Source organism: Nostoc piscinale CENA21, from assembly GCF_001298445.1.
In the GTDB taxonomy this organism is placed as follows: Bacteria; Cyanobacteriota; Cyanobacteriia; order Cyanobacteriales; family Nostocaceae; genus Nostoc_B; species Nostoc_B piscinale_A.
This window is the reverse complement of record NZ_CP012036.1, coordinates 2,773,880-2,799,634: the sequence shown is the minus strand read 5'-3', so window position 1 is coordinate 2,799,634 and position 25,755 is coordinate 2,773,880. Positions and strand designations below refer to the sequence as shown.

Below are 25,755 nucleotides of genomic sequence, written 5' to 3'. Positions count from 1 at the left end.
CTATCAAATATTTTTTCCTATTTAAATTGCAATTTATTATATTTATTGCATATTGATTTAATTGCTAAACTTACTGTCTAGAAATTGAAATTATTACTAGTTAATTATTATAAACTTTACTTTTTTAAATTATCAGTAGACAGATGATCCCATTTTTACCAATAAAATGCAATGCCAGTTAAGACATTTAAGATGTTAGAAAAGAGGACATTTAAGACACTTAAGACATTTAATAAGACAGTTAAGACATTTAAGAAACTACTTAATTTAATGAATAATTACTAACTTGTCCGGCACTAGGTTCTGCGCCTGAACTACTCAACTGCTATTAAAATACCCGCTTATATCCCCTAACCTTCTTAAAAAGAGCGCAGAAGAGTAAGAGAGAGACTTGAAAATCCTAAATTTTTAGTTAAAAACTCAGAATATTTTTGTCCCTCTCCGTGTGGGAGTAAAAAGTTGGAGTTCAAGCCTGCGGCGATCGCTTTACCAAAGACAAACTGAACTTGTCACAACAGGGATTGAGGAGAAATTTATCTAAATTGCAATTTCTTCTCGCTCATTCGTACTTAAGTTGGTATCTAGTTGGAGTTGTTCTTGTAGCTTGGATGTAATTTCAGCTATTGTGGGAGATTCAAACAAACTGGCAACAGTTAATTTAATAGAAAAAGCATTTCTTAATCGGGATAGTACTTGCACAGCTATTAAAGAATCTCCTCCTAATTCAAAAAAGTTATCATGGATGCCTACCTCTTTTACTCCTAATAATTCTTGCCAGATACCAGCAATTTTCTGCTCAGTTGCATCACGAGGAGCTACATAAGAATTAGGTAAATTGGGTCTTGAATAGTTTGCTGATAATTTTTCTGACTCAAAAGTTTCTGGCTTTATTTGTAATAGAATTTCTGATTCTTTCTGCCCAGATTTTGTACTAAATGCGGTTGATGCAGAAGCAACAGCCATAATAACCTGATGTTCAATTGCTTCAGTTTCAGGAAAAGCAGCAACTTGTACAAAATCTTGCTCTCGTAATGCTTCAAACCACTGGTCTAAGATAATAAAAGGCTGACCTGGGCTACGTCTTTTATCATCTAATGGTTTTAAAAGCAGACCCCAACTAATATCAAAGTCGATTTTCGGCTGAGTTATTTCCCACATTAAAAGGAAGCCGCCAGGAGCTAACAAAGAGCGTACATGATGGAAAGTTTGATCTATATTCCGAGTGGCGTGCAAAACATTAGTAGCGATGATGATATCAAAGCTGTACTTTTCAAAACCTTGTTCGGTTGGCGACTTGTCTATGTCTAGTAAGCGATATTCAACAAATGGATAGTCTTTAAATTTCTCTTGCGCTTGAGTTAGGAAACCACTACCAATATCCGTAAAAGTATAGCTGGTTTGTTGAGGTGGCAATACAGGTAATAATGCTTGTGTAGTGACACCAGTACCCGCGCCGATTTCCAAAACTCTCAGTTGAACAGATGATGGTAATGATTTGATTAGCTGCTCCAAGCTGGAACACACAATAGAGTTGTAGTAAGTAATTAAAGCAGATTCTGAATATGAAGGTTTGTTTTCTTTTTGGTAAACCAGTTCATTGAAAATCTCTAATGGTTCTTGTTCACCAGTAATAATAGTCGCTAAATTTTCACCACAACTTTGGATTAAATCTAAATCTATTAAAGATGAACCAGCAAACCTTGTTCTAACTTGTTCTAAATGTTCATGAATATAATTTTGGGAACATGGTACTAGTCCAGTAAATAATCCTTCTTGTTGTTGTAGTTGTTTTTGTTCGACTAATATTTGTAACCATCTAGAAAACAATTGCTCATAGCGGGGAGAAATATGATATTTCTCCAATAAATTCTCTAAAGCATACTTGTCTTGAGAATTACTAAAAGCCCCTAATTGTTGGAATGCAGAGTTAATGTAAGCTGTACATAAACCATCTAACCACTGTCTATTTTCCTGATAGGTTAACTCGTCGAGTTCTGCATTTCTAACACTCGCTTGCTTTTGACCTGCTTGTGTAAGCAGGTTCCACAGTTGTGATGTCGCAGGTATTTGCGAATTTTCCCAAGCTGTTTTTTGTGGCGGATCGATCCAATAACGTTGACGTTCAAAGGGATAAGTCGGTAAGGGAATATGATAATACTCATCCTGACTATAAAATCCAAACCAATCTACTTTGACACCAGCCAACCAGAGTTGACCAAATGTATTGCATAAAACATGAATATCGGATTGCTTTTCTTGAGGATGACGTACTGAGGTTAAGACAGTTTGTGCAGGTGGTTTGTCTGGATGTCTTTTAACTAATGTAGCTAATGTATGTCCTGGGCCTAATTCTAGTAAGACTTGCTCTGGTTTTGCTAATAACTTCTCAATACCAGAAGCAAACAGCACTGTAGAACGTAGATGTTGAGTGTAGTATTCAGGATTTGTGGCTTGGGTAGTTGTAATCCAAGTACCAGTTAGGTTGGAAATATAAGGCAGTTTTGGCGGATTTAAAGTAACTTTTTCAACTTGCTCTGTAAATGCCTCTAAGATTGGTTCCATCATTTGCGAATGGAAGGCATGGGAAGTATGCAGACGACGAGATTCAATTCCTTGAGCCGCAAGCTGATTTTGTAGTGTATCTATTGCTGCTATGGAACCGGAAACTACGCATTGTGATGGTTGATTAATTGCTGCAACAGAAAGTTCTTGTCCTAACAGAGGTTGTATTTTGTCTGCGGAGAGGGGAACCGAAAGCATTGCACCTGTGGGGAGTTGCTGCATTAGCTGTCCGCGTGCTGCTACTAGAGATAAGGCATCTTCTAAAGAGAAAACTTCTGCTAAAGTTGCGGTTACATACTCGCCAATACTATGACCGATCGCAGCTTGCGCTTCCACTCCCCAAGACTGCCATAATTTAGCTAAGGCATACTCAATTACAAAAATAGCAGGTTGGGCGATCGCAGTTTGTTGAAGTTGCTTTGACGCTTCATCAATCTTTTCATCACTAGAATAAATAATATGACGTAAATCTAATCCTAGTAAGGGTTGAAGGAATTCTGAACAATAATCAACTTGTTCTTTAAATACTGCCTCAGTTTCATAAATTTCCCGCGCCATGTTGACGTACTGAGAACCTTGACCGGGAAACATGAAAACAACAGGTCGTTCTGTAATCTCTGTATAGTTGGTAAATACTTGTTTTGACTCTAGACCCTTGACAGCATCTTCTAAGTCACGGCAAACTAACATCCGTCGATAATTAAAACCCCTGCGACCACTATTAAGGGTATAAGCTACATCGCCTAAATCAAGTTCTGAATGCTCTTTTAAATGTGTGATTAAATTAGCCGTCGCCTTCTCCAGCGCACTTGTAGTCTTAGCCGACAGACACAACAAATATTCTCTTTTGACTTTTGACTTTTGACTTTTGACTTGACTTGGTGCTTCTTCTAAAATCACATGAGCATTCGTCCCCCCCATCCCAAAGGAACTAACGCCAGCACGGCGAGGAGTGTTATCTGTTTTCCATTCCTTTAGAGTTGTGTTGACATAAAAAGGACTGTTAGCAAAATCAATTTTGGGGTTAGGTGTCTCGAAGTGCAAGCTAGGAGGCAGCATTTTATGTTGCAGTGCTAACACCGTCTTAATTAAACCTGCCACACCTGCGGCTGTATCCAAATGTCCGAAGTTGGTTTTGACTGAACCGATGGCACAAAAACCTTTTTTATCGGTGGTTTGATTAAAAGCTTGAGTTAAAGCGGCAATTTCTATCGGGTCTCCTAAAGGTGTCGCTGTACCATGAGCTTCGATGTAGGAAATTGTTTCGGCATCTACACCAGCTATAGCTTGAGCTTCACCAATGACTGCGGCTTGTCCGCTAACACTAGGAGCAGTGTAGCCGACTTTTGTTGCACCATCGTTATTAATGGCTGAACCTTTAATGATTGCATGGATGTGGTCGCGATCGCTGATTGCATCCTGTAATCTTTTTAATACCACAATACCAGCACCGCTACCTGCGATCGTTCCTTGTGCCTTAGCATCAAAAGTACGGCAGTGTCCATCAGGAGACAGAATCATTCCCTCTTGATGCAAATAACCTATTTTTTGAGGAATACACAGAGTCACACCACCTGCTAAAGCTATGTCACATTCACCATTTAAAAGACTTTGACACGCTACATGAACAGCAACCAAAGAAGTAGAACAGGCTGTTTGCACGTTGACTGCGGGGCCAGTCAAATCGAGTTTATATGCAACTCTTGTCGGTAAAAAATCTTTATCGTTGGATATTCCTAGCTGTACGGGGTCAAACGTTCCTAGTAATTGATGATGAGAATAGATATTGTTGAGAAAATACCTGTTCATCCCCACACCACCATAAACCCCAATTAAACCATTGTAGGTTTGCGGGTCATAACCAGCTTTTTCGACAGCTTCCCAAGCTAATTCTAAAAATAGGCGTTGTTGTGGATCTATTAACTCAGCTTCTTTGGCACTATAAGCAAAGAAATTTGCATCAAACAATTCAATATCTTCTAGAACACCGCTTGCTTTTACATAACTCGGATTACTTAGTAAATCAACAGAAACACTAGAGTTGATTAATTCTTCATCTGTCAGCCAAGAGATAGACTCTACACCTTCTCGTAGATTGTGCCAAAATGATTCAATATCTTTTGCGCCAGGAAATCTACCAGCAACAGCAATTATTGCTATTTCAGAATTATTAAATTCGTTATTTTCATGCACTATATTTGTCATCTTCCACCTTTTTTCTGAGAGCGATATTGTTGTCTGGATTGTAATTGCTGTTTTCTGATAGCTTTAATTTCACTCTGGGCTTGAGTTCGATAATTGTTTTCCTTAATAGTTTTTTCTTTTTGGGTTTTACTAGCTAAATATTGGCTGAGGCTATGGATAGTTGGGTAGTTAAACATATCAACTATTGATAGTTCAAAACCCAATTCTTTTTGTAGTTGTTGATTGATTTTTACTAGGAGTAATGAATGACCTCCAAACTCAAAGAAATTATTGTAAATTCCTACATTTTCTAGAGCTAATGCTTTTTGCCAAATGCCAGCAATAATTCTTTCTACTTCTGTATTTGGCATTACATAATCTAATGATTCTTGGTGTAAATCTGGGTTAGGCAGAGCGCGACGGTCTACTTTACCGTTAGGTGTCAAAGGTAAGAACTCTAGTATGACAAAAGCGGCTGGAACCATATAACCAGGCAATTGATTAGCCAAGAATTGACGGAGTTCTTCGGTTGTGAGTGTGACATCTTTTTGTGGCGCTACATAGGCAATTAAACGCTTATTACCTGGGGTTCCTTCATGAGCAATGACACAACAGTTTTGTACATCACCATGCTGTCCCAATAAGTTTTCTATTTCTGCCAATTCAATGCGGAAACCGCGTATTTTTACTTGGTTATCAATTCGTCCCAAATATTCAATATTGCCATCTGGTAAATAACGCGCCAAATCTCCAGTTTTATATAAAAGTGCTGAGTGCTGAGTGCCGAGTGCTGAGTGCTGATGTGTCCCCCTGCTCCCTGCTCCCTGCCCCCTGCCTCTTTCAAAGGGGTTAGGAATGAATTTTTCCTGAGTTAATTCGGGACGGTTGAGGTAGCCTCTGGCTAACCCGACTCCACCGATGTGCAACTCTCCTGGCACACCGACGGGTACTGGTTGTAAATTTTGGTCTAGGATGTAAACTTGTGTATTGGCGATCGCTTTTCCAATCGATATTTTCTCATCTTCTGGGGTGCATTTGGCGATCGTTGCACAGACAGTCGCTTCTGTCGGCCCGTAGGCGTTAAAGAAGTTTCTGCCCACAGACCATTGCTTGATTAATTCCGCAGGACAAGCTTCTCCGGCAACAATGATTGTTTGCAATGCTGGCAGTTCATCCACGGGCATAACTGCTAGTGCCGATGGTGGTAGGGTGACATGAGTAATTGCATAATCACGTAATCGCTCAATTAATGGCTTTCCTGGCAATAGAGAGTCTTTGGTTCCCAGATACAGCGTTCCACCTGAGCCAAAAGCCATGACGATTTCCCAAATAGAAGCATCAAAACTGAAGGAGGCAAACTGAAGAACGCGACTATCCCAAGTCAAGCCAAACGTTTGAATTTGAGCTTGAGCTAAGTTGCATAGTCCTTTATGCTCAACCATCACACCTTTCGGTCTACCTGTTGAGCCTGAAGTGTAAATCACATTAGCCAGATGAAAAGCTCTAACTCCACTGTCTGGGTTATCTTGATTGTTTTGGGCAATTTGTGACCAAACTGCATCTAAACAAACAACTTTTGCTTGATTTGGAGGAAGTTTATCAACGAGTCGCTGCTGAGTTAACAGTAGCGAAACTTGAGCATCTTTTAACATGAAGCTCAGGCGTTCAGGTGGATACTCAGGGTCAAGTGGCAGATATGCACCACCAGCCTTGAGAATGCCCAGTAGTCCCACTACCATATCTAAAGAACGCTCTACACAAATACCTATCAGCGTATCTGGTTTTACACCGAATGAGCGCAAGTAATGAGCTAAAGAGTTAGCACGACAATTCAACTGTTGGTAGGTGAGTTGTTGATTCTCAAACACCACTGCCACAGCATCCGGTGTACGCTCAACCTGTTCCTCAAATAATTGATGGATACACTTATTTTCAGGGTAGTCCAGCCATGTATTATTCCAATCAACCAATAACTGCTGCTGCTCAACTGCTGTCAGCAGGGGTAATTGGGAAATTCGCTCTTGAGGATTGGTGACAATTGCTTCCAGCAATGTTACAAAATGACCAGTCATTCTTTCAATTGTGCTGGCATCAAACAAGTCAGTATTGTACTCCCACACACCCAACAATCCTTGGGTAGTGTTTTCCATCGATAAAGCCAAATCAACCTTTGTAGTTGTACTTTCTACTGGCAATGAACTAACAGTTAACCCAGCAAGCTCTAATTCCTGTACTGGTGAATTCTGAAGGTTGAACACCACCTGAAACAGAGGCGTATGGCTGAGATTCCGTTCTGGTTGTAATGCTTCCACCAACATTTCAAACGGCAAATTCTGATGAGAGTATGCTCCCAAAGCTACTTCTCGAACGTGATTCAACAACTGCAAAAAACTGGGATTGTTTGCCAAGTTGGTACGCATGACTAGGGTGTTGACAAAAAAGCCAATTAACCCTTCTATCTCCGAGCGATCGCGGTTAGCAATTGGTGAACCCACCAAAATATCTTCTTGCCCTGAGTAGCGATAAAGCAGGGTATCGAATGCTGCCAACAGCGTCATAAACAGAGTACAACCTTGCTCTTGGCTCAGTTTTGTCAACCCATCAGTTAACCCATCTGAAATTAGAAACTTTTGATATGCGCCCACGAAAGTTTGCACAGGCGGTCTTGGTCGGTCTGTCGGTAGGGATAACAAGGCTGGTGCATCTTTTAGTTGCTCTTGCCAGTAATTTAGTTGCTTTTGTAATACATCTGCTTGTAACCACTGTCTTTGCCAAATTGCAAAATCTGCATACTGAATCGGCAATGGCGTTAAAGGTGACGGCTGACCTTGAGAATAAGCATTGTATAGTGCCATTAATTCTTGGACAAACACACCCATTGACCAACCATCAAAGACAATGTGATGTATAAACACTAACAAGGCGTATTCTCTCTCGGACAACCGTACTAATGTTGTCCTGATTAATGATTCATCTACTAGGTTAAAAGGTTGTTGCCCTTGTTGTTGCGCTAATTGCTGCAAAGCGATTTCTTTTTCGCTTGTCGGTAGATGCTGCAAATCAACAATTGATACTGATACTAACCCCTGTTCCCTAATCACTTGAGAAGGTTGTCCATCAACTGTAATGAAGTTAGTGCGTAATGCTTCGTGACGATAAATAATTTCTTGTAAGCTGTGTTCTAAGGCAGTTTGATTGAAAGTTCCAACTAGACGCAAAGCAACAAGTAAGTTATAGAAGGGACTATTGGGATTTAACTTGTCTAAAAACCACAAACGCTGTTGAGCATAAGACAGTGGTAACTCTGCATCTTTTGTTCTTGGTAAGATGGCTGATGTTGTTAGATCCTGTTGCTGCAACTGTTGAATGTGTTGGGATAATTCAGCAACCGTTGGCGCAGCAAATACGCTCCGCAAGGGTAATTCTATATTCAAGCTACTACGCACGCGGGAAACTAGTTGCGTTGCTAGTAGAGAATGTCCGCCAAGTTCAAAGAAATTATCGTGAATACCAACTGGCTCAACTTTCAGCACTTGCGCCCAAATTACTGACACAATTTCCTCAATTGGGTTACGTGGGGCGACATACCGATCCGATAATTGGTTGTGTAAATCAGGTGCAGGTAAAGCGCGGCGGTCTAGTTTCCTGTTAGGAGAAAGCGGTAGAGTCTCCAAGATAACTATTGCACTTGGAACCATATACTCTGGTAACTTTTCCTTAAGGAAGTTACGTACTTCGCTAATAGAGATTGTCTGCTCTGGTTGCGGCACAATATAAGCGATTAGGCGTTTATCGCCCGGTGTATCCTCACGGACAACCGCACAAGACGCTTGTATATCACTTAGTTGACCCAGTACCGCTTCAACTTCGCCCAACTCAATGCGGAAACCCCGAATTTTGACTTGATTATCAATACGTCCTAAAGATTCAAGCTTCCCGTCAGGTAAATAACGCGCTAAATCCCCCGTTTTATATAATCTACTCCCTCCTGCCTCCTGCCTCCTGCCTCCTGCCTTCTCAAAAGGATTTGGAATAAATTTCTCTTGTGTTAACTCAGGACGGTTAAAGTAACCTTGGGCTAAAAGCGCACCTGCAATGTACACTTCTCCTTGAACACCCACAGGTACAGGCTGTAGATATTTATCGAGGATGTAGATTTGGGTGTTAGAAATAGGTCGCCCAATGGAAGGTAGTAGCGGCCAAGTGTCTATGAAGTCAGGTAGGGTATAACTGGTGGCTAAATGGCTTTCTGATGGCCCATACTGATTGTGTAGAGTAATATCAGTTAGTTTACTCAACCAGCCAGATATCGCTGGCGTAATTTGCAACTGTTCTCCAGAAGTAATAATTTCCCGCAAACCAGTATTAACTATGTCATTCCCCAAGGCAACTTCTGCTAGTTGCTGTAAGCCAACAACAGGGAGAAACATTCTCTGAATTTGTTTCTCTTGCAGAAAACCTAACAGTCCTAAAGCATCACGGCGTAATTCTTCTGTAATTAAAAACAATGTACCGCCAGAACACCAGGTAGTGAAGATTTCCTGGAAGGAGACATCAAAGCTAACCGAAGCAAATTGCAGGGTTTTTGCGTCACGAGCAATTTTGAGATTGTCCCGATGCCACAAGATATGATTGCAAAGGGCAAGCTGACTCATGGCTATACCCTTAGGTTGTCCTGTGGAACCGGAAGTGTAAATTATATAGACTAAGTTATTGGGTTGTACGCCAGAAATTATGTTCTCTGTGCAGCACAGAGAAATATCTTCAGCGTCAGTATCTAAATAAACAAGTTTTGCCTGATTTGGGGGCAGTCTGTCAATAAGTCGCTGTTGAGTCAGTAAAACTTTAACTTGAGTATCATCTAAAATAAAGCTCAAGCGATCGCTCGGATATTCTGGATCAAGTGGTACATATGCTCCACCAGCTTTGAGAATCCCCAGCAGTCCGATGACCATTTCTAAAGAACGTTCGACACATAGACCAACTAAGGTATCTGGTTTTACGCCTAATGAGCGTAAGTAGTGTGCCAAAGAGTTAGCGCGGTAGTTTAATTGCTTGTAAGTAAGTTGTTGATTTCCAAACTCCACCGCTACTGCATCGGGTGTCAGTTCCACTTGCTCTTCAAATAACTGATGGATGGACTTATGTAGTGGATAATCTACAAAAGTATCGTTCCACTCCACTAATAACTGCTGTTGCTCACCTGCTGTTAGCAGTGGCATTTGAGAAATGCGTTGTTTTGGATTAGCAGTAATACCTTCCAGTAATGTGACAAAATGACTTGTCATGTGATCGATGGTACTAGCATCAAACAAGTCTGTGTTGTACTCCCACCACCCTGCTAATCCAGTAGGAGTGTATTCCATCGATAAAGTTAAATCAAACCTGGAAGTTGTGCCTCTGATTGGCAATCGATTTACGGTCAACCCAGTTAGTTCTAATTCAGATGTGGGCGCATTCTGGAGAACAAACATTACCTGAAACAGTGGTGTATAACTGAGATTGCGTTCTGGCTGCAATGCTTCCACCAACATTTCAAACGGTAAGTCTTGATGAGTGTATGCCTCCATTGCTATTTCTCGGACACGACCAAGTAATTCACTAAAACTGGGATTACCTGTTAAGTTGGTACGCATGACTAAGGTATTGACAAAAAAGCCAATTAACCCTTCTATCTCTGAGCGATCGCGGTTAGCAATGGGCGAACCCACCAGTATGTCTTCCTGCCCTGTATAGCGATAAAGCAGGGTATCAAAGGCAGCCAACAGCGTCATGAACAAAGTTACCCCTTGTTCTTGGCTGAGTTTTGTCAGCTGATTAGTTAGTTCAACAGACAGTGCAAATTCTTGATGTGTGCCGTTGTAAGTCTGCACAGGTGGTCTGGGTCGGTCTGTGGGGAGCGACAATAAAGCTGGTGCATCTTTTAGTTGTTGTTGCCAGTAATTTAATTGCCTTTGTAATACTTCCCCTTGCATCCACTGTCTCTGCCAAATAGCGAAATCTGCATACTGAATTGACAATGGTGCTAAGGTTGACTGCTGACCTTGAGAATAGGCGTTATATAGTGCTACTAATTCCGAGACAAACACACCCATTGACCAACCATCAGAGACAACATGGTGCATACACACTAACAAAACCTGTTCTGTCTCATTCAGCACTACTAATGTCGCTCTAATTAACGATTCTTTGGCTAAATCGAAAGGTTGAGTAATTTGTTGTTGCACCAATTGTTGGCTAGTAATTTCTTGTTCTGTTGTCGATAAATGCCGCAAATCAACAACTGAAACTGTCCAAATAATTTCTGTTTGAATAACTTGAGAAGGTTTGCCATCAACTGTAATAAAGTTAGTACGTAATGCTTCGTGGCGAGCAATTATTTCTTGTAAGCTTTGTTTTAGGGCTGCTTGATTCAAATTTCCCACTAGCCGCAAAGCCATAGGAATGTTGTAAAAGGGGCTATTCGGTTCAAATTGGTCTAAAAACCACAAACGCTGTTGTGCATAAGACAGTGGCAATTTTGTATCCATTGTCCGCCTTAAAATGGGCGGGTAAGTTAGTTCTAAACCTTGTTGTTGTAACTGCCCAATTGATTGTGCTAATTGGGCTACTGTCGATGCGGCAAATAACTCACGTAATGCTAGTTCTACTTTAAAGTTGGTACGAATACGTGAAAGCAGTTGGGTTGCTAGTAGAGAGTGTCCTCCAAGTTCAAAGAAATTATCATGAATGCCTACACGCTCTACTTTCAGCACTTGCGCCCAAATTTGTGCCAGTATTTCTTCAGTTGGAGTACGTGGTGCAACATATTTTTCTAACAGCGTGCTGTCTAACTCTGGTTTTGGTAGAGCGCGGCGGTCTATTTTGCCGTTAGAGGTGAGAGGTAAGGATTCCAGCAACACAAAAGCACTGGGAATCATGTACTCTGGCAGTTCTGCCTTAATAAACTGACGCAGTTCTGGGACTGTAGGAGATTGTTCGGTCTGCGGCACTACGTAAGCTACTAAACGTTTGTCGCCCGGTTCATCTTCTCGGACTATGACCACGCTTTCCCAAATGCCTGGGTGAGAAGCCAGTAATGCCTCAATTTCGCCCAACTCAATCCGGAAACCGCGAATTTTTACTTGATTATCGATGCGTCCTAAATACTCTAACTCGCCATTGGCTAAATACCGAGCCAAGTCACCTGTTTTGTATAGTCGTGCTTGAGGGTTATTGCTAAAAGGATGAGAAATAAACCGTTGTTGTGTCAATTCGGAACGATTCAAATAACCACGTGCTACCCCTTCTCCACCAACATACATTTCACCCGTAACGCCTATGGGTACTGGCTGTAAATATTCATCTAGTACATATACTTGTAAGTCGGGTATTGGGTGACCTATTACACTTGCCGTACTTTGCAAATCGGCTTTGCTCAATGGGCGATAGGTAACGTGTACGGTGGTTTCTGTAATCCCGTACATATTCACTAATTGAGGTGAGGTGTCGCCATGTCGCTCAAACCAAGGTTGTAAACTCTTGAGTTCTAAGGCTTCTCCACCGAAAATTACTAAACGTAAGTTCAATGAAGGGGCAGCAGTGGCGATCGCACTTTCGGCTTGAATTAACTGGCGGAATGCTGATGGTGTTTGATTGAGAACTGTGACTTTTTCTTGACACAATAAATTGTAGAAAGATTCGGGCGATCGCGTCACTAAATACGGCACTACTACCAGCCGTCCACCATACAGCAATGCACCCCAAATTTCCCACACAGAGAAATCGAAAGCATAAGAGTGGAACATTGTCCACACATCATCAGAATTGAAGTTATACCAAGCGTCTGTAGCTGCAAATAGACGAGTTACATTAGCGTGATTGACTAAAACGCCTTTGGGTTTACCTGTGGAACCAGAAGTGTAGATAACATAAGCTAAATTATCCGGTGTTGCGGTATTTTCTGGGTTTTTATTGCTATGTTGCGCTATTGTCGAGCGATCGCTGTCTATGCAAACAAGCTTTGCGCTATGTTCTGGCAGTTTGTTGAGTAATCCTTGTTGGGTAAGTAGCACAGAAACTTGAGCATCTTCTAACATAAAGCTCAAGCGGTCTTGGGGATACTCACTGTCAAGTGGCACGTAAGCACCACCCGCTTTGAGAATGCCCAGTATCCCCACGATTGTTAAGAGCGATCGCTCTACACACAACCCAACTAAAGTATCTGATTTTACACCCAATGAGCGTAAGTAATGCGCTAACTGGTTAGCGCGAGTATTTAACTCTTGGTAAGTCAGTTGTTGATTTTCATACACAACTGCCACAGCATCGGGTGTATGCTCTACCTGCGCCTCAAACAGCTGATGGATACACTTATCCTGAGAATAATCTGCTTGAGTGTTGTTCCACTCTACTAATAACTGCTGTTGCTCAGATTGTGTCAATAGAGGCAATTGGGAAATTGGCTGTTGTGGATTTGCCACAATCCCTTCAAGTAACGTTACAAAATGCCCTACCATTCGGGTAATTGTGCTGGCATCAAAAAGGTCAGCGTTGTACTGCAAAATCCCAGTTAAAGAAGAACTTCCTTCTGAAAGTGTCAAATTTAGATCGAACTGACCCTGCATCTGAGGAATTTCAAAAGGTTCGAGGATAAATCCTTCTTTATCTACTCCACCTTTTAACAAAAGTTTTTGTGCATGCTCAAACTGCCCCAAATTTTGGAGAATAAAGTTGAATACAGTTTGAAAAATTGGAGAGCGACTGGAATCGCGCTGTGGCTGCAATCGTTCTACCAGTAAAGCAAAGGGAAAATCTTGATGTGCCAGTGCTTGTGATAGTGTGTGACGAATTTGAACCAGAAAGTCCCTAAAACTGGGATTTTCTGAAAGATTTGCCTTTGTAACAACTAGACCGACAAAGTAGCCGACAATTGACGCAAATTCTGTCTGAGTTCTACCCGAAGTAGGAACACCAACTAGAATATCCTCTTGCCCTGTATAACGATACAGGAGAACCTGATATGACGCTAGAAGCAGGATATATAGGGTAACGCCTTCTTTTTGAGCTAATTTTTTGAGTTTTTCGCTAAGGTCTGGGGAGAGGCTAAAGTGATGGGAAGCACCGTTATAGGTTTGGATGGGTGGTCGTGGCCGGTCTGTTGGCAGATTAAGTACAGGTAATTCCCCTGCTAGTTGTTGCTGCCAGTAGTTCCAGAGCTTTTCTCCTTGGGCAGTGTTTAATAATTCTTTTTGCCAACGAATGAAATCAATGTAAGAGTGCTTAAGAGGAGTTAGAGATGGCTGATTCCCTGACTCTAGTGCAGGATAGCTTGTGATTAATTCTTCCAGCAGTGATGCCATCGACCAACCATCAAAAGCAATATGGTGTATCGACATCAACAGGATGTGTTCCTGTGGTGAAGAAGTGAATAAACGTACCCGGATTACTGGCCCATTTTCGAGGTCGAAGGGTTGCTTATATTCCCGAATAACTCTTTGCTCAAGTTCCTGCTCGCTCCAACTGGAGACATTTATTTGTTGAAAATCTGGTAGCTGACTTGGATGAATCTGTTGAACAACTTGATTCCCTTGCTTATAAAAGGTGGTACGCAACTGGGGATGGCGGTCAATCAGGAGTTGAAAGGTTTTTTGCAAAGTCGTGACATTTACCTGCGAACAGATACGACAAGTAAACGCCATATTGTAAGCTGGACTTTCAGGTGCTAATTGCCATAAAAACCACAGAGCTTGTTGACCGTAGGAAAGAGGATAAGTATTTAAAATATCTGGGCGATCGCGTAGTAACCCTAAAATCTCAGTTTTGTGCTGCTGTAGTTGAGCAACTATATCAGGAGTTAACAGCGACTTAGAACCACCAATACGCAATTTTTCTCCTTCATGCCCTAACTTAACCCCTTTAAAAGAAAGGTCTTGTAAAAATTCAACCAAGCTCATAGTTCTAACTCCACCCAATCGCTGTTTTCCAGATTCACTAACTGAAATTGCTCACTATCTTTGCTCTGGCTAGAAGCAAATTCTTGATCAACATCTAGAGGAAAAATTTGTAATGCCAAATAATTAGCCAACTTGGCAACCGTAGGATAATCAAAAGCTAAATTTGCAGGAACAGAGCATTTTAAAGAGTTTTGCAGACGGTTTCGCAATTCAACAGCAGTCAGAGAATCCATCCCTAGTTCAAAAAACCCTAGTTCCATATCTCGGTTTGAGAGATTACGCCCTAGCACTTTAGCGACTTGTGAGGAAATATGCTCAATTAAAAATGATTGGCGATCGCTTGCATTAGCCTTTTCTAATCGAGTACGAAAATCAGATTGTTCAACTTTCTTGGCTAAGGTGTAGCTAAAGTTAGCAAAGAACGGCGAACCAAAACTCGATTTACTCAAAAATTCCGACCAGTTGAAGGGTATTACTGCTACTTGAGCAGAAGATTGGTTCAACAATTGCTCTAGCACAGTTAATCCCTGTTGCGGCGCAATTGTACCAATACCACTCATCTGTATGCGATTTTGATTTCGGCTATCTAAGTTAGCTGTCATACCCACTTGTGACCAAGGCCCCCAGTTAATACTTATTCCAGGCAAACCCAAAGCTTGGCGATAATGGCATAAAGTATCCATAAAAGCATTGGCGGCTGCATAGTTGCCTTGTCCTGGAGAGCCAATCAGCGAACTCATCGACGAGAAACAGACAAAAAAGTCTAGTGGTAGATGTTGGGTGAAAGTATGGAGATTCCATGCACCTGCCACTTTGGGAGCCATCACTCGCCCAAAGCGTTCTAAGGATTGCTGCTGCAATACTCCATCATCTAGTACTCCTGCTGTATGTATAATTCCCTTGAGTGACGGTAGCTCTGAGTGGATTTTTTCTAGAACTTCAGCCACTTGATGAGGTTGAGAAACATCCGCTTGTAATACCAGAACTTTTGCACCTGATTTTTCAAAGCTGGATATTCTTTGTTTTGCAACAACAGATACCCCACTTCGCCCAATTAATACCAAGTGTCGCGCGCCTTTTTCTACCAACCACTGGGCTATCTCTAAACCCAATGCACCTAATCCACCAGTAATTAAATAACTCGCGTCTGGTTGTATAGATAATTGCCCTTCATTAGCTGATGTAGTGATTTGCGGCATTGATACTACTACTTTACCGATGTGCTTGGCTGCTGCCATATAACGGAAAGCATCTACTACTTGTTCTAAGGGGAATACTGTTTGAGGTAAAGGCTTGAGAGTACCTGTTTGGAATTGTTCTATTAGGTGCTGCAACATCGGGGAAATTAAAGCAGGATGCTGATGGTGAACTTCCCCTAAATCAAAAGCAAAATATGAAATATCATCTCTTAGGGCTTTGACTTGGCTCTCATCCCAGATGCCAATTTTGCCGATTTCGACAAATCTTCCCTCATGAGCCAGCACTTGTATGCTTTTGTTGATAAATTCACCATTCAAGCTATTGAGAACAACGTCTACGCCTTGTCCCTGTGTCAGACTCATCACCTCATCAGCAAACTCCAAGCTGCGGGAGTTCATGATATGCTTGACTCCCATTGATTTGAGAAATTCCCACTTGTTAACCGAAGCAGTCGCATATACCTCTGCACCAGCACTTAGGGCTATCTGCACTGCTGCCAAACCCACACCACCAGCCGCCGCATGAATTAAGACTCGTTCTCCTGGTTGGATTTTTGCTAGATGGTGCAACCCGTAGTGGGCTGTTAAAAATGCTAAAGGTATAGTCGTCGCTTCCTGAAAACTTAAGTTGGTGGGCTTTTTCTCTACAGTCGTTGCTGGTAAGGTGACAAAACTGCTGAAGGCATCGTGAGTTGTCACCCATGCCACAACTGCATCCCCGACTTTGAGATGGTCAACATTCTCTCCCACAGCCACGATATTTCCAGCACACTCAAAGCCAAAAGTCAACTCACTCGCTTGGGTAATGCCCATGTTTTCGGCATAATAATCTTTCAGCATTCCCAAAGCATTCAGGACATCCCGGAAATTGACTGCACTAGCTTGCACTTGAATTTCCACCTCGTTGCTTTGCGGTGGGCGACGAGTCATTGCTGCTAACGAGAGATTATCTAAGACACCATACTCAGATAGCTTTAATTGCACAGGTTGATGCGGTGCGATCGCAATTTGTTTGTCCTTATCAGAAATGGCTTTGCGCCGCGTCAGTCGCGCTACATATCGTTTGCCGTGACGAATGGCTATTTGGTCTTCTGCATCTGGAGAGCAAATTTCTGACCACAGCGATTGCAGATTGTCCTCATCAGCAGCTAAATCTAAGCGCACACATTGTAATTCCGGATGCTCTAGGGCAATGACTCGACCTAATCCCCATAATGCCGCCCCACTCAGTTGAACTGGCTGTAGCGATGTGCTATCTACCGCTTGAGTACCACGAGTCACCAACCATAGCCGAGGAGGTGTTGGGAAGTTGGCTTGCACTAGGTGTAAAACACTACCGCAATTGAGAAGTTGTTCTTGTTCTAACGCTGCAAGGGAGTTTTGCGACTGCTCTTGGTAACTCCACAGATGGATAATATTGCTTATTCCATGCTGGCTGACGGCACTGATTAATTTTTGCCAGTGATCTGGGAAACTAGGATCGATTTGATAATGTTGCTGGTCAATTTTCTGATAGCTAATACCAGCAGACACTAGGATATAATCGGCTCCTTGTTGTTGCAATTGGTTAGCCAGTTGTTGCCCTAGTCCTTCTGGGTCAGCCAAAATCAGCCAACTACCACTAGGGACGGCAAAAGATTGACTTTTTTCCACCGCTTGCCATTCAATTTCATATAACCAATCTGCAACATCTTGCTCCAGAGAATGCAGCAACAACTGGCGAGTCGCTTTTTTGGCTTCTAAACCTTTGATGTCTGCAATTAACTTTCCATAAGTATCAAACAGTCTAATATCCGTTATTAACTTGTCAGAATGGGAATTTTCTAACTGTCTTTGTACTGCATGACACCATAGCTGCTGACTTTGAGGACGTTGGTAAAACTGAAAACTCTCAATTGCGAAGGGTACAAAAGTATCATCATCCGGGAAGAAAAGGCTGGTCAGTTGCAAGCATGAGTCCAAAAGACCTGGATATAATTGATACTCCTCTAAGCTATCTATTGTCGAAAGCCATTTGAGTTGTGCTAAGGCTTCTCCTTCTCCACGCCAGATAGAATCAAGCCATTGGAAGCTTGCGCCTAATTGAATATGTCGCTTTTGCCAACTTTGATAAATTTCTTTTGAATCTATTTGTTGAGTACAGCGTTTCTGTATCTGTTGGAGAGAGATAGTTTCTGGTGCAGTGTTAACGCCAGAGGAAATTTTACCTGTGGCATGAACTAGCCACTCACTCACCTGAGTATTACCATTTGCACCTATATCAAAGCTAATCAGTTGGAAAGATGCGCTACTCTCCTCAAAAGACAATACTAACTGCACTGTCCGTGCTTTATCTTTGGAGATAGCCAACGCTTGCGGGAAAACAATATTTTCTAACAGAGATGACTCACTGCCAAAAGTCAACTCTGCTGCACCCAATAGTAAGGAGAGATGACAGGCTCCAGGTACGATAACTTGGTTATAAACTTGATGCTCTGCTAAAAACGGTAAGGTTTGAATACTAAATTCAGTTTCAAACAAGATTTCCTTGCTTAAGGGCAACTGGAGCTTTTTGTCTAGTAATGGATGCAGTTTTGCTGGTTGTAGCTGTTGATGCCGTTGTGGAGTATGTTCAAGCCAATAGCGTTGTCTTTGAAATGGATAGGTTGGTAGTGCTACTTTGCGGCGAGGATAATCTTGCTCCAGTCCTAACCAATTAACTTTGGCTCCGGCTACGTATAACTCACCTAAACTAGAGAGTAATTGTTGCCATTCTGGTATGCCTTCACGTAAAGAAGGTAGCCATAACCCTTTACCATCTGGCAAACATTGACGACCCATGCCCAGTAAAACTGGTTTCGGCCCGATTTCTAAGAATACTCCATATCCAAGAGTATGTAATGTTTGCATACTATCAGCAAACCGCACTGTTTGACGGATATGGTTCACCCAGTATTGCGGCGTTGTGATGCGATCGCCTGCCAATTCTCCAGTAACATTAGATACTAACTGAATTTGGGGCTGATTATAGATAACTTGATTAGCTATTGCTTCAAACTCAGCCAACATCGGGGTCATCAATGGCGAATGGAAAGCATGAGATACTTGCAAACGCTTGGTTTTGATTTTCTCTGCTTCTAGTTGCTGACAAACAACGGCGATATCTTCCCTAGTTCCAGAAATTACTACACTTTCTGGGCCATTAATGGCTGCTATTGCTACTCGTTGATTATAGGTTGCAATAACTTCTTTCACCTTCGCCTCACTAGCCATCAGGGAAACCATTTCACCCCCAGATGGTAACTGCTGCATCAACCGTCCCCGATGGGCAATGAGTTTTAGTCCATCTTCCAGGCTAAAAACACCAGCTACAGTTGCCGCTACATACTCACCAACGCTATGCCCCATGACGACATCTGGCTCAATTCCCCAGGATTTCCATAGTTGATACAAGGCATACTCAATCGCAAATAAGGCAGGTTGAGTATATGCAGTTTGATTCAGTAAATGCTCAAAAGCTTGTCTAGGATACAGTACCTCTAATAGAGAATGCTCCAGATAGGGGCGGAGAATTTCATCGCACTGCTCTAAAGTTTGGCGGAATATCGGTTGGGTGTCGTAGAGATGACGACCCATGTTGATGTACTGGGAGCCTTGACCAGTAAACAAAAAAGCTATTTGGGCTGGCTTGTTATGAGACTGGACACTCTGAGAAGATGTCAAATTAGCCAGTTTCTCTACCAACTCCTCCCTAGAGTCAGCCACAACAGCCAGGCGGTGGTTAAAATGCTCCCGGCCTGTATTCGCTGTATGGCATACATCTGCAATAGATACTCCAGAATTCGATATCAAAAATTCCCGATACCGATGTCGCAATTCATCTAAAGCCCTCAGAGTTTTTGCTGAAAGCGTAAGCAAGTGGAAAGGACACTCCCTTGCTCCCCTGCTCCCCTGCTCCCCTGCTCCCCTGCTCTTTCCAGAGGGTGCTTCTTCCAAAATCACATGGCAATTAGTACCACCAATTCCTAAAGAATTCACCCCAGCACGACGGGGATATCCTTCGCTCTGCCAATCTTTCAACGTAGTATTAACGTAAAAAGGCGTATTAGGTAAATCTAATTGGGGATTGGGTTGTTCAAAGTGCAGGCTTGGTGGAATTTTCTTATGGTACAGTGACAAGACTGTTTTGATAAAACCCACCACACCAGAGGCTATCTGAAGATGGCCAACATTGGTTTTGACTGAACCAACAGCACAAAAGTTTTTTGACTGCGTACTAGCGCGAAATGCTTGAGTTAGTCCGCCAATTTCAATCGGATCTCCTAAAGGTGTACCAGTTCCGTGTGCTTCTACGTAGCTGATGGTGTCTGCCTCAATTCCAGCGATCGCCATTGCTTCTGTGACTACGGCTGCTTGACCATCTCCATTAGGAGCCATGTAGCCAACTTTTGTACCACCGTCATTATTCACGGCGGAACCTTTGACAACAGCATAGATGTTATCGCCATCTGCGATCGCATCCTCTAACCGCTTCAAAACCACAAGCCCCACACCACTACCAAAAATCGTCCCCTGCGCTTTCGCATCAAAAGCCCGACAATGACCATCTGGTGTGACAATCATGCCCTCTTGATACAAATGGCCAACCTTTTGGGGTGCATTTACAGAAACCCCACCAGCTAAAGCCATGTCACTTTCACCACTCAGTAAACTAGCACAAGCCATGTGAATTGCTACCAAAGATGTAGAGCAAGCGGTTTGCACATTCACACTCGGCCCAGTCAAGTTGAGTTTATAAGAAATCCGTGTGGTTAAATAATCTTTATCATTAGCCACCATCATCTGCAAACCACCCATAGAATCGGTGGTTGCTACTTGCAGATTATCGTTAATATCAAGCTGATGGCGGTTGGGATAAACATTATTCAATAAATAAGTGTTCATCACCGCGCCGGCATAAATCCCGATCGCACCATCATAGGTTACAGGATTATAACCAGCAGTTTCTAAGCTTTCCCAGGCACATTCGAGTAAAAGCCGCTGTTGCGGGTCTAGTAATTCTGCTTCTTTAGTGCTGTAGCCGAAGAAATCAGCATCAAAAGATTCCACATCCGCTAATATTGGTTTGGCTTTGACGTAGTTCGGATTTTTCACCAGCACCGGATCTACACCTGCGGCGATAATTTCTTCATCGCTGAAAAACGATATCGATTCCACACCATTGCATAAATTTTGCCAAAATTCATCAATATTATTTGCACCAGGGAAACGACAGGACATCCCAATGACAGCGACATCTGCGTTGCCGACAGAATGGCGAGAACTCCGAACCTTCGAGCGTTTTTGACCTTGCACTACAGCAGGCGATTCTGTTTGCCCTTGGCTTAAGAAGTTCGCTAAGGTGCTGATGCTGGGATATTTAAACATATCCACAATGGATACTGGAACGCCAAAGAACTCCTGCAATTTACTCTGAGCCTGTACCAACAGTAGCGAATGTCCTCCAAGCTCGAAGAAGTTATCATGAATGCCGATTTCTTCAATACCCAAGACTTCTTGCCAAATCTGTGCTACTTGACGTTCAATGTCTGATACTGGTTGTGCTTGGTCGGCTTTTTGGTGTAACTCGCCTCTAGCAAGCTTATCTAAATCAATAGTGCCTGTCTTAGTTAGCGGCATTTGTTGTAATTGTACAAAATTACAACTACTGGGTGTGCCGAAGCGATCGCGCACCACTAATTTAGACAATTGCTCCCCAACCGAGGAATTACTAGCAGTAAAATAAGCCGTTAGTTTTTCGAGAGGGTAAATATCTTCTACATAACGGCGGATATATCTGTTACTAGCATCTAATCCCACTAACAATTGCGCTTGATTATGATGTAAACCGACGAGCAAAGAATACAGTCCTTGTCGTGCAGACATGGCATAGTAACCCGCTTTTTGAGCTAACTTGCTTCTTTGAGAATCCTGGCTAATGCCGATACCATCCCACAGACTCCAGCTAAAGCAATAGCTGTTCGACCCCTGAGTGCGCTGATAGTATGCAAAACTCTCTAGAAACCGATTAGCTGCGACAAATGTGCCTACAGCAGCGCCTCCCATGAAACTACTTACCGAAGAAAAGCTGATGAAAACTGCTTGGGGATGATCTAGTAGTAGTTGATTCAGTACCCAAGCTCCCCCAACTTTTGAGCGTAAGGCTGCTGACCAGCTTTCGTGAGTTTCTTCGATGAGACTGCGCTCTTGATAAGTTCCTGCTAGATGCAACACCCCATCTAATTGACACCCCCAACTAGACTTAGCCAGCTCAACTACCTGTTGCAAACGCTGCTTATCGCAGACATCCACAGCCTCATAGATGATTTCGCCACCTAGCTGTTCTAGTTCTTGATAAGCCGCGATTTTTTGAGATATGGCATCAGACTGTCCTGTATAGTTGTTCCATGTACTTCTTTCGGGTAGTTCAGTCCTACCAACCAACAGCAGCCTAGTTTTGTAATGCTTCAGCAAATACTTAGCAATTTCAACACCAACACCCCCAAGACCGCCGCTAATTAAATACATTCCACCTGGTTTAAAAGCAAAATCTTGCTTTTGTTGGGAGCTAAAATCTATTTTCTCTAATCGAGTAATCCAACGCTTTCCTTGGCGATAAGCCACTTCTTGTTCTTTTGATAAGATACGCAATTCTTGTAAAATACACTCTGTATTTACCGCAGTTTCATCTACTGTTAAGTCTAAATGACGACTAGTTAATCCTGGTATTTCCTGCCCGATGACTTTCACTAACCCAAGCAGTGGCGATTTCTCATAAGCAATCTCGTCAGCAGATGATACTAGCTGCGTATAATTAGAAACTACTAATAACTCAATAGAATTTTGAAATTTCTGAATATTAGCTAACGCTTTAATTAAGGATAGTAGACTAAAAGCACCATAAATTTGAGCCTGTTCCAAGAACTCTAAACTGTCAACTTCATTAATACAACTGTCATAAGTCCATAGGTGCAAAATTCTATCGATTTGAAAGCTGTTAGCGGACAAAGCAGATAGCAAACGCTGATAATGTTCGAGATTATTTGGCGCAATTTGATAGCGATTATTACTTATTTGCCTAAAGTCTCCTCCTGCTTCCACACCAACCCACGGTAGCCCCTGCTGTTGAAGTTCTGCACACAAATATTCCCCTAATCCTAACTGGTCGAGAAATACTAAGAAGTTACCATTAATTGCAGACTTTTGGCTGACAGGGAGTTTTCGCCGCCATGTTTTACGATAAAACCAATCTGGTAGTAAGTTGGGATTTTCTAAATTAATACCTAACTGTTGAATAATACTATCGAATTCACCCGCCACAAACATTTTGCTTAATTGGGCGCGTTGAATCTTGCCAATAGCAGTTTTGGGAATCATCTCCTTGTTTACAGGAATAATATAATTCGGATTAACGCCAATATTTTTAACAACTGCGCCGCGAATCTTTTTGATGATTTCTTTTAACAAGCTCTGCTCAGAAATAGCAGAATTAAAAAAGATTGCTAATTGATCTGCGTTACTATCAGAAAATTGTACGGCACAAGCAGCCGTATAAGATATTTCTACACCCTCAACTTCTTCAACTACTGACTCAATTTCGTGACTGTAATAGTTGATGCCATTGATAATAATGTCATCTTTATCTCTGCCAGTCAGTACGATGCGTCCTGACTGTAAATAGCCGATATCTCCAGTATTAAACCACCCATCTTCAGTAAAGGCTTCGCGGTTGCGCTCTAGATTTTTGTAGTAACCAGAGGTGACAGAAAGTCCTTTAACTTGAAATTTCCCAATCGTACCTTCAGGAACGACTTGATTATTTTCGTTAGTGATGCGAATTGATGCTCCTGGAATTGGTGGCCCAAGTTCTACAAATGACATCTCATCTGATGACGTTTCTAAAGAAAAACCATCAGACCAAGTTATTCCTGAGCAAGTTTCAGACATGCCAAAAGCTGGATGAATGGCATTAGGTGGTAAACCATGTGGTTGAAAGAGTTTCAGAAAAGTACGTGCTGTTTTCGGTACGATTTGCTCTCCAGCGTTCACTAAAAAGCGCATGGAAGATAAATCCCATGAGCGTTGATTTATTTCACTAGCACGTTCATTGAGTAAGGAAAAAGCGAAGTTTGGGGCCCAAGAAATAGAGGCTTTGTGACGCTCAATTAATTCCAACCAGCGGATAGGATTTTGCAGAATGTACTCTGTAGATACATGGACTTGCTTGCAACCTAAATCAACTGCCATTAGTCCTAAAAATACTATTGCACCCACGTGTTCTAATGGCATCCAGTTCAAAACAATGTCATCACTGGAGAACTTGTTCATTTGGGCTGTGCCAGCCGTCATACTTAAGAGGTTGCGATGAGTTAACATCACACCCTTAGGAAAACCAGTACTACCTGAAGTGAGTAATAGTAGTGCTAAATCATCTTCCTGACTTTGATGAATATTGCTATCTGGTTGGTTTTGGCGTAAATTATCTACTGTCTCTACTTTCCACTGTTCTATATTTAGAAGTGCTGGTAATCCCCGAAGGCTTTGCAGTAACTTCGAGCTTGTCAGAACAAGAGGTTGTTCTAGCATTTGCCAAGCATTATGCAATTTATTAACAGCACTATTAACCTGCTCATAGGCAGGCGCAATAGAAACTGGTACGGGAATAAAACCGCCTAGTATACAACCCCAAAAAGCGGGAATGAAATCTTGACTTTGATCAATTTGAAATATTACTTTGTCTAGCGGTTTTAAACCTAGCTTTCTTAAACCAGCTAATATTTTTTGAGCATCTAATAGTAAATTATTATAAGATTGACTAATCTCAGAGCCATCAGGTTGAATATAAATTAATTCTTTATTTGGAAATTTTAGAGCAGTCTTCTGTAGTGCTTCGCCAAGAATGTTTGGCGCGTTCTTTTCTCGCTTGAGTTCTCCACCATAATTGATAGCTAGTTTGTCATCAGATGAATTACGATTGTTATTTGAGCGAGAAGATTTAGATTTACTTGAAGTATGATCTGCTTCGCTTGTTAGAGTTTTCCAATCATTGAGTAAGTCTGATAAACGTAAGGATTGCTGCTGTTTTAAATCTTCTTGAATTACTACTGCTACTTTCTCAACTTCAGGTACTAATTGGATTTGCTCTGACCATCGCTGCAATAAATCATTATCCCTAATCTCAAAATGACTTAGAGCAGTTTCATCTATCTGTCCTAATGCAGTTAGCGGTAATGCTGATACTGGCACAATTTCTGTAGGTATCAATTCGTTAGGTAGAACTGTTTGTAGGTAAGACAATAATTGTTCTGGTACTAACAAACCTGATGAAACAACATAAGCAACTAACTCTGGTTTTTGGTTTTCTGCCTCTCTCTCTATTACTACGCAATCATCTACAGTCAAACTCGACCGGATAGCAACTTCTACTTCCCTATATGTAAAATTTTTATTACTTGAATTGACTAGAAATTGGTTACGTTCGTTTAACTGCATAAGGTTCTATATCCTTTTTATTTTTGGCTATTCAAAAATTAAAATTTAATAGTCATAATAACTAAAATTTTCACTTATAATTTTTTGCAATTATTTCAGTAGATAAATAATCTCAGTTTTATAGAAAAAATGCAATAGAAGTTAAGACACTTAAGTGAATAGCTAAGTGGACAGTTAAGACACTTAAGACACTTAAGATAGTAAAGTGGACAGTTAAGACAATTAAAATATTTCAAATCTTCAAAAGATAATTACTTACTGTCAGTTTTTTCTAACTAGATAATCACGCAGATATTTAATTGCTCTTGCTTTATACCTCTCAAGGTGATGCTGTTTCTGCACTACAAACTGATCCACTGCTGTTA

At 41.7% G+C, this 25,755-nt stretch carries 3 protein-coding genes; all 3 read right to left on the bottom strand.

The genetic code is table 11. The annotated features are described in order from the left end of the window. Positions 1 to 537 precede the first annotated feature (537 nt). The 3 genes from ACX27_RS12180 to ACX27_RS12170 are packed head-to-tail and all read right to left on the bottom strand — an operon-like array spanning position 538 to position 25,390. A complete protein-coding gene (locus ACX27_RS12180; RefSeq protein WP_062292565.1) occupies positions 538 to 4,767 on the bottom strand; it encodes a type I polyketide synthase in 4,230 nt (1,409 codons plus the stop codon). Next, positions 4,764 to 14,681, bottom strand: coding sequence for a non-ribosomal peptide synthetase (locus ACX27_RS12175; RefSeq protein WP_062292562.1), 9,918 nt, complete (start codon positions 14,679 to 14,681; stop codon positions 4,764 to 4,766). The genes ACX27_RS12180 and ACX27_RS12175 overlap by 4 nt, the downstream gene beginning before the upstream one ends. Then, positions 14,678 to 25,390 carry a type I polyketide synthase gene (locus ACX27_RS12170; protein ID WP_083468726.1) on the bottom strand — a complete coding sequence of 3,571 codons (10,713 nt, stop codon included), beginning with the start codon at positions 25,388 to 25,390 and terminating at the stop codon, positions 14,678 to 14,680. Before ACX27_RS12170 ends, ACX27_RS12175 begins: the two co-directional genes overlap by 4 nt. Between the last annotated feature and the right edge of the window lie 365 nt (positions 25,391 to 25,755).

Bases quoted from the DNA above. Each gene is read 5' to 3' on its own strand.
- ACX27_RS12180 (WP_062292565.1), bottom strand. From the start codon at position 4,767: ATGACAAATATAGTGCATGAAAATAACGAATTTAATAATTCTGAAATA.
- ACX27_RS12175 (WP_062292562.1), bottom strand. From the start codon at position 14,681: ATGAGCTTGGTTGAATTTTTACAAGACCTTTCTTTTAAAGGGGTTAAG.
- ACX27_RS12170 (WP_083468726.1), bottom strand. From the start codon at position 25,390: ATGCAGTTAAACGAACGTAACCAATTTCTAGTCAATTCAAGTAATAAA.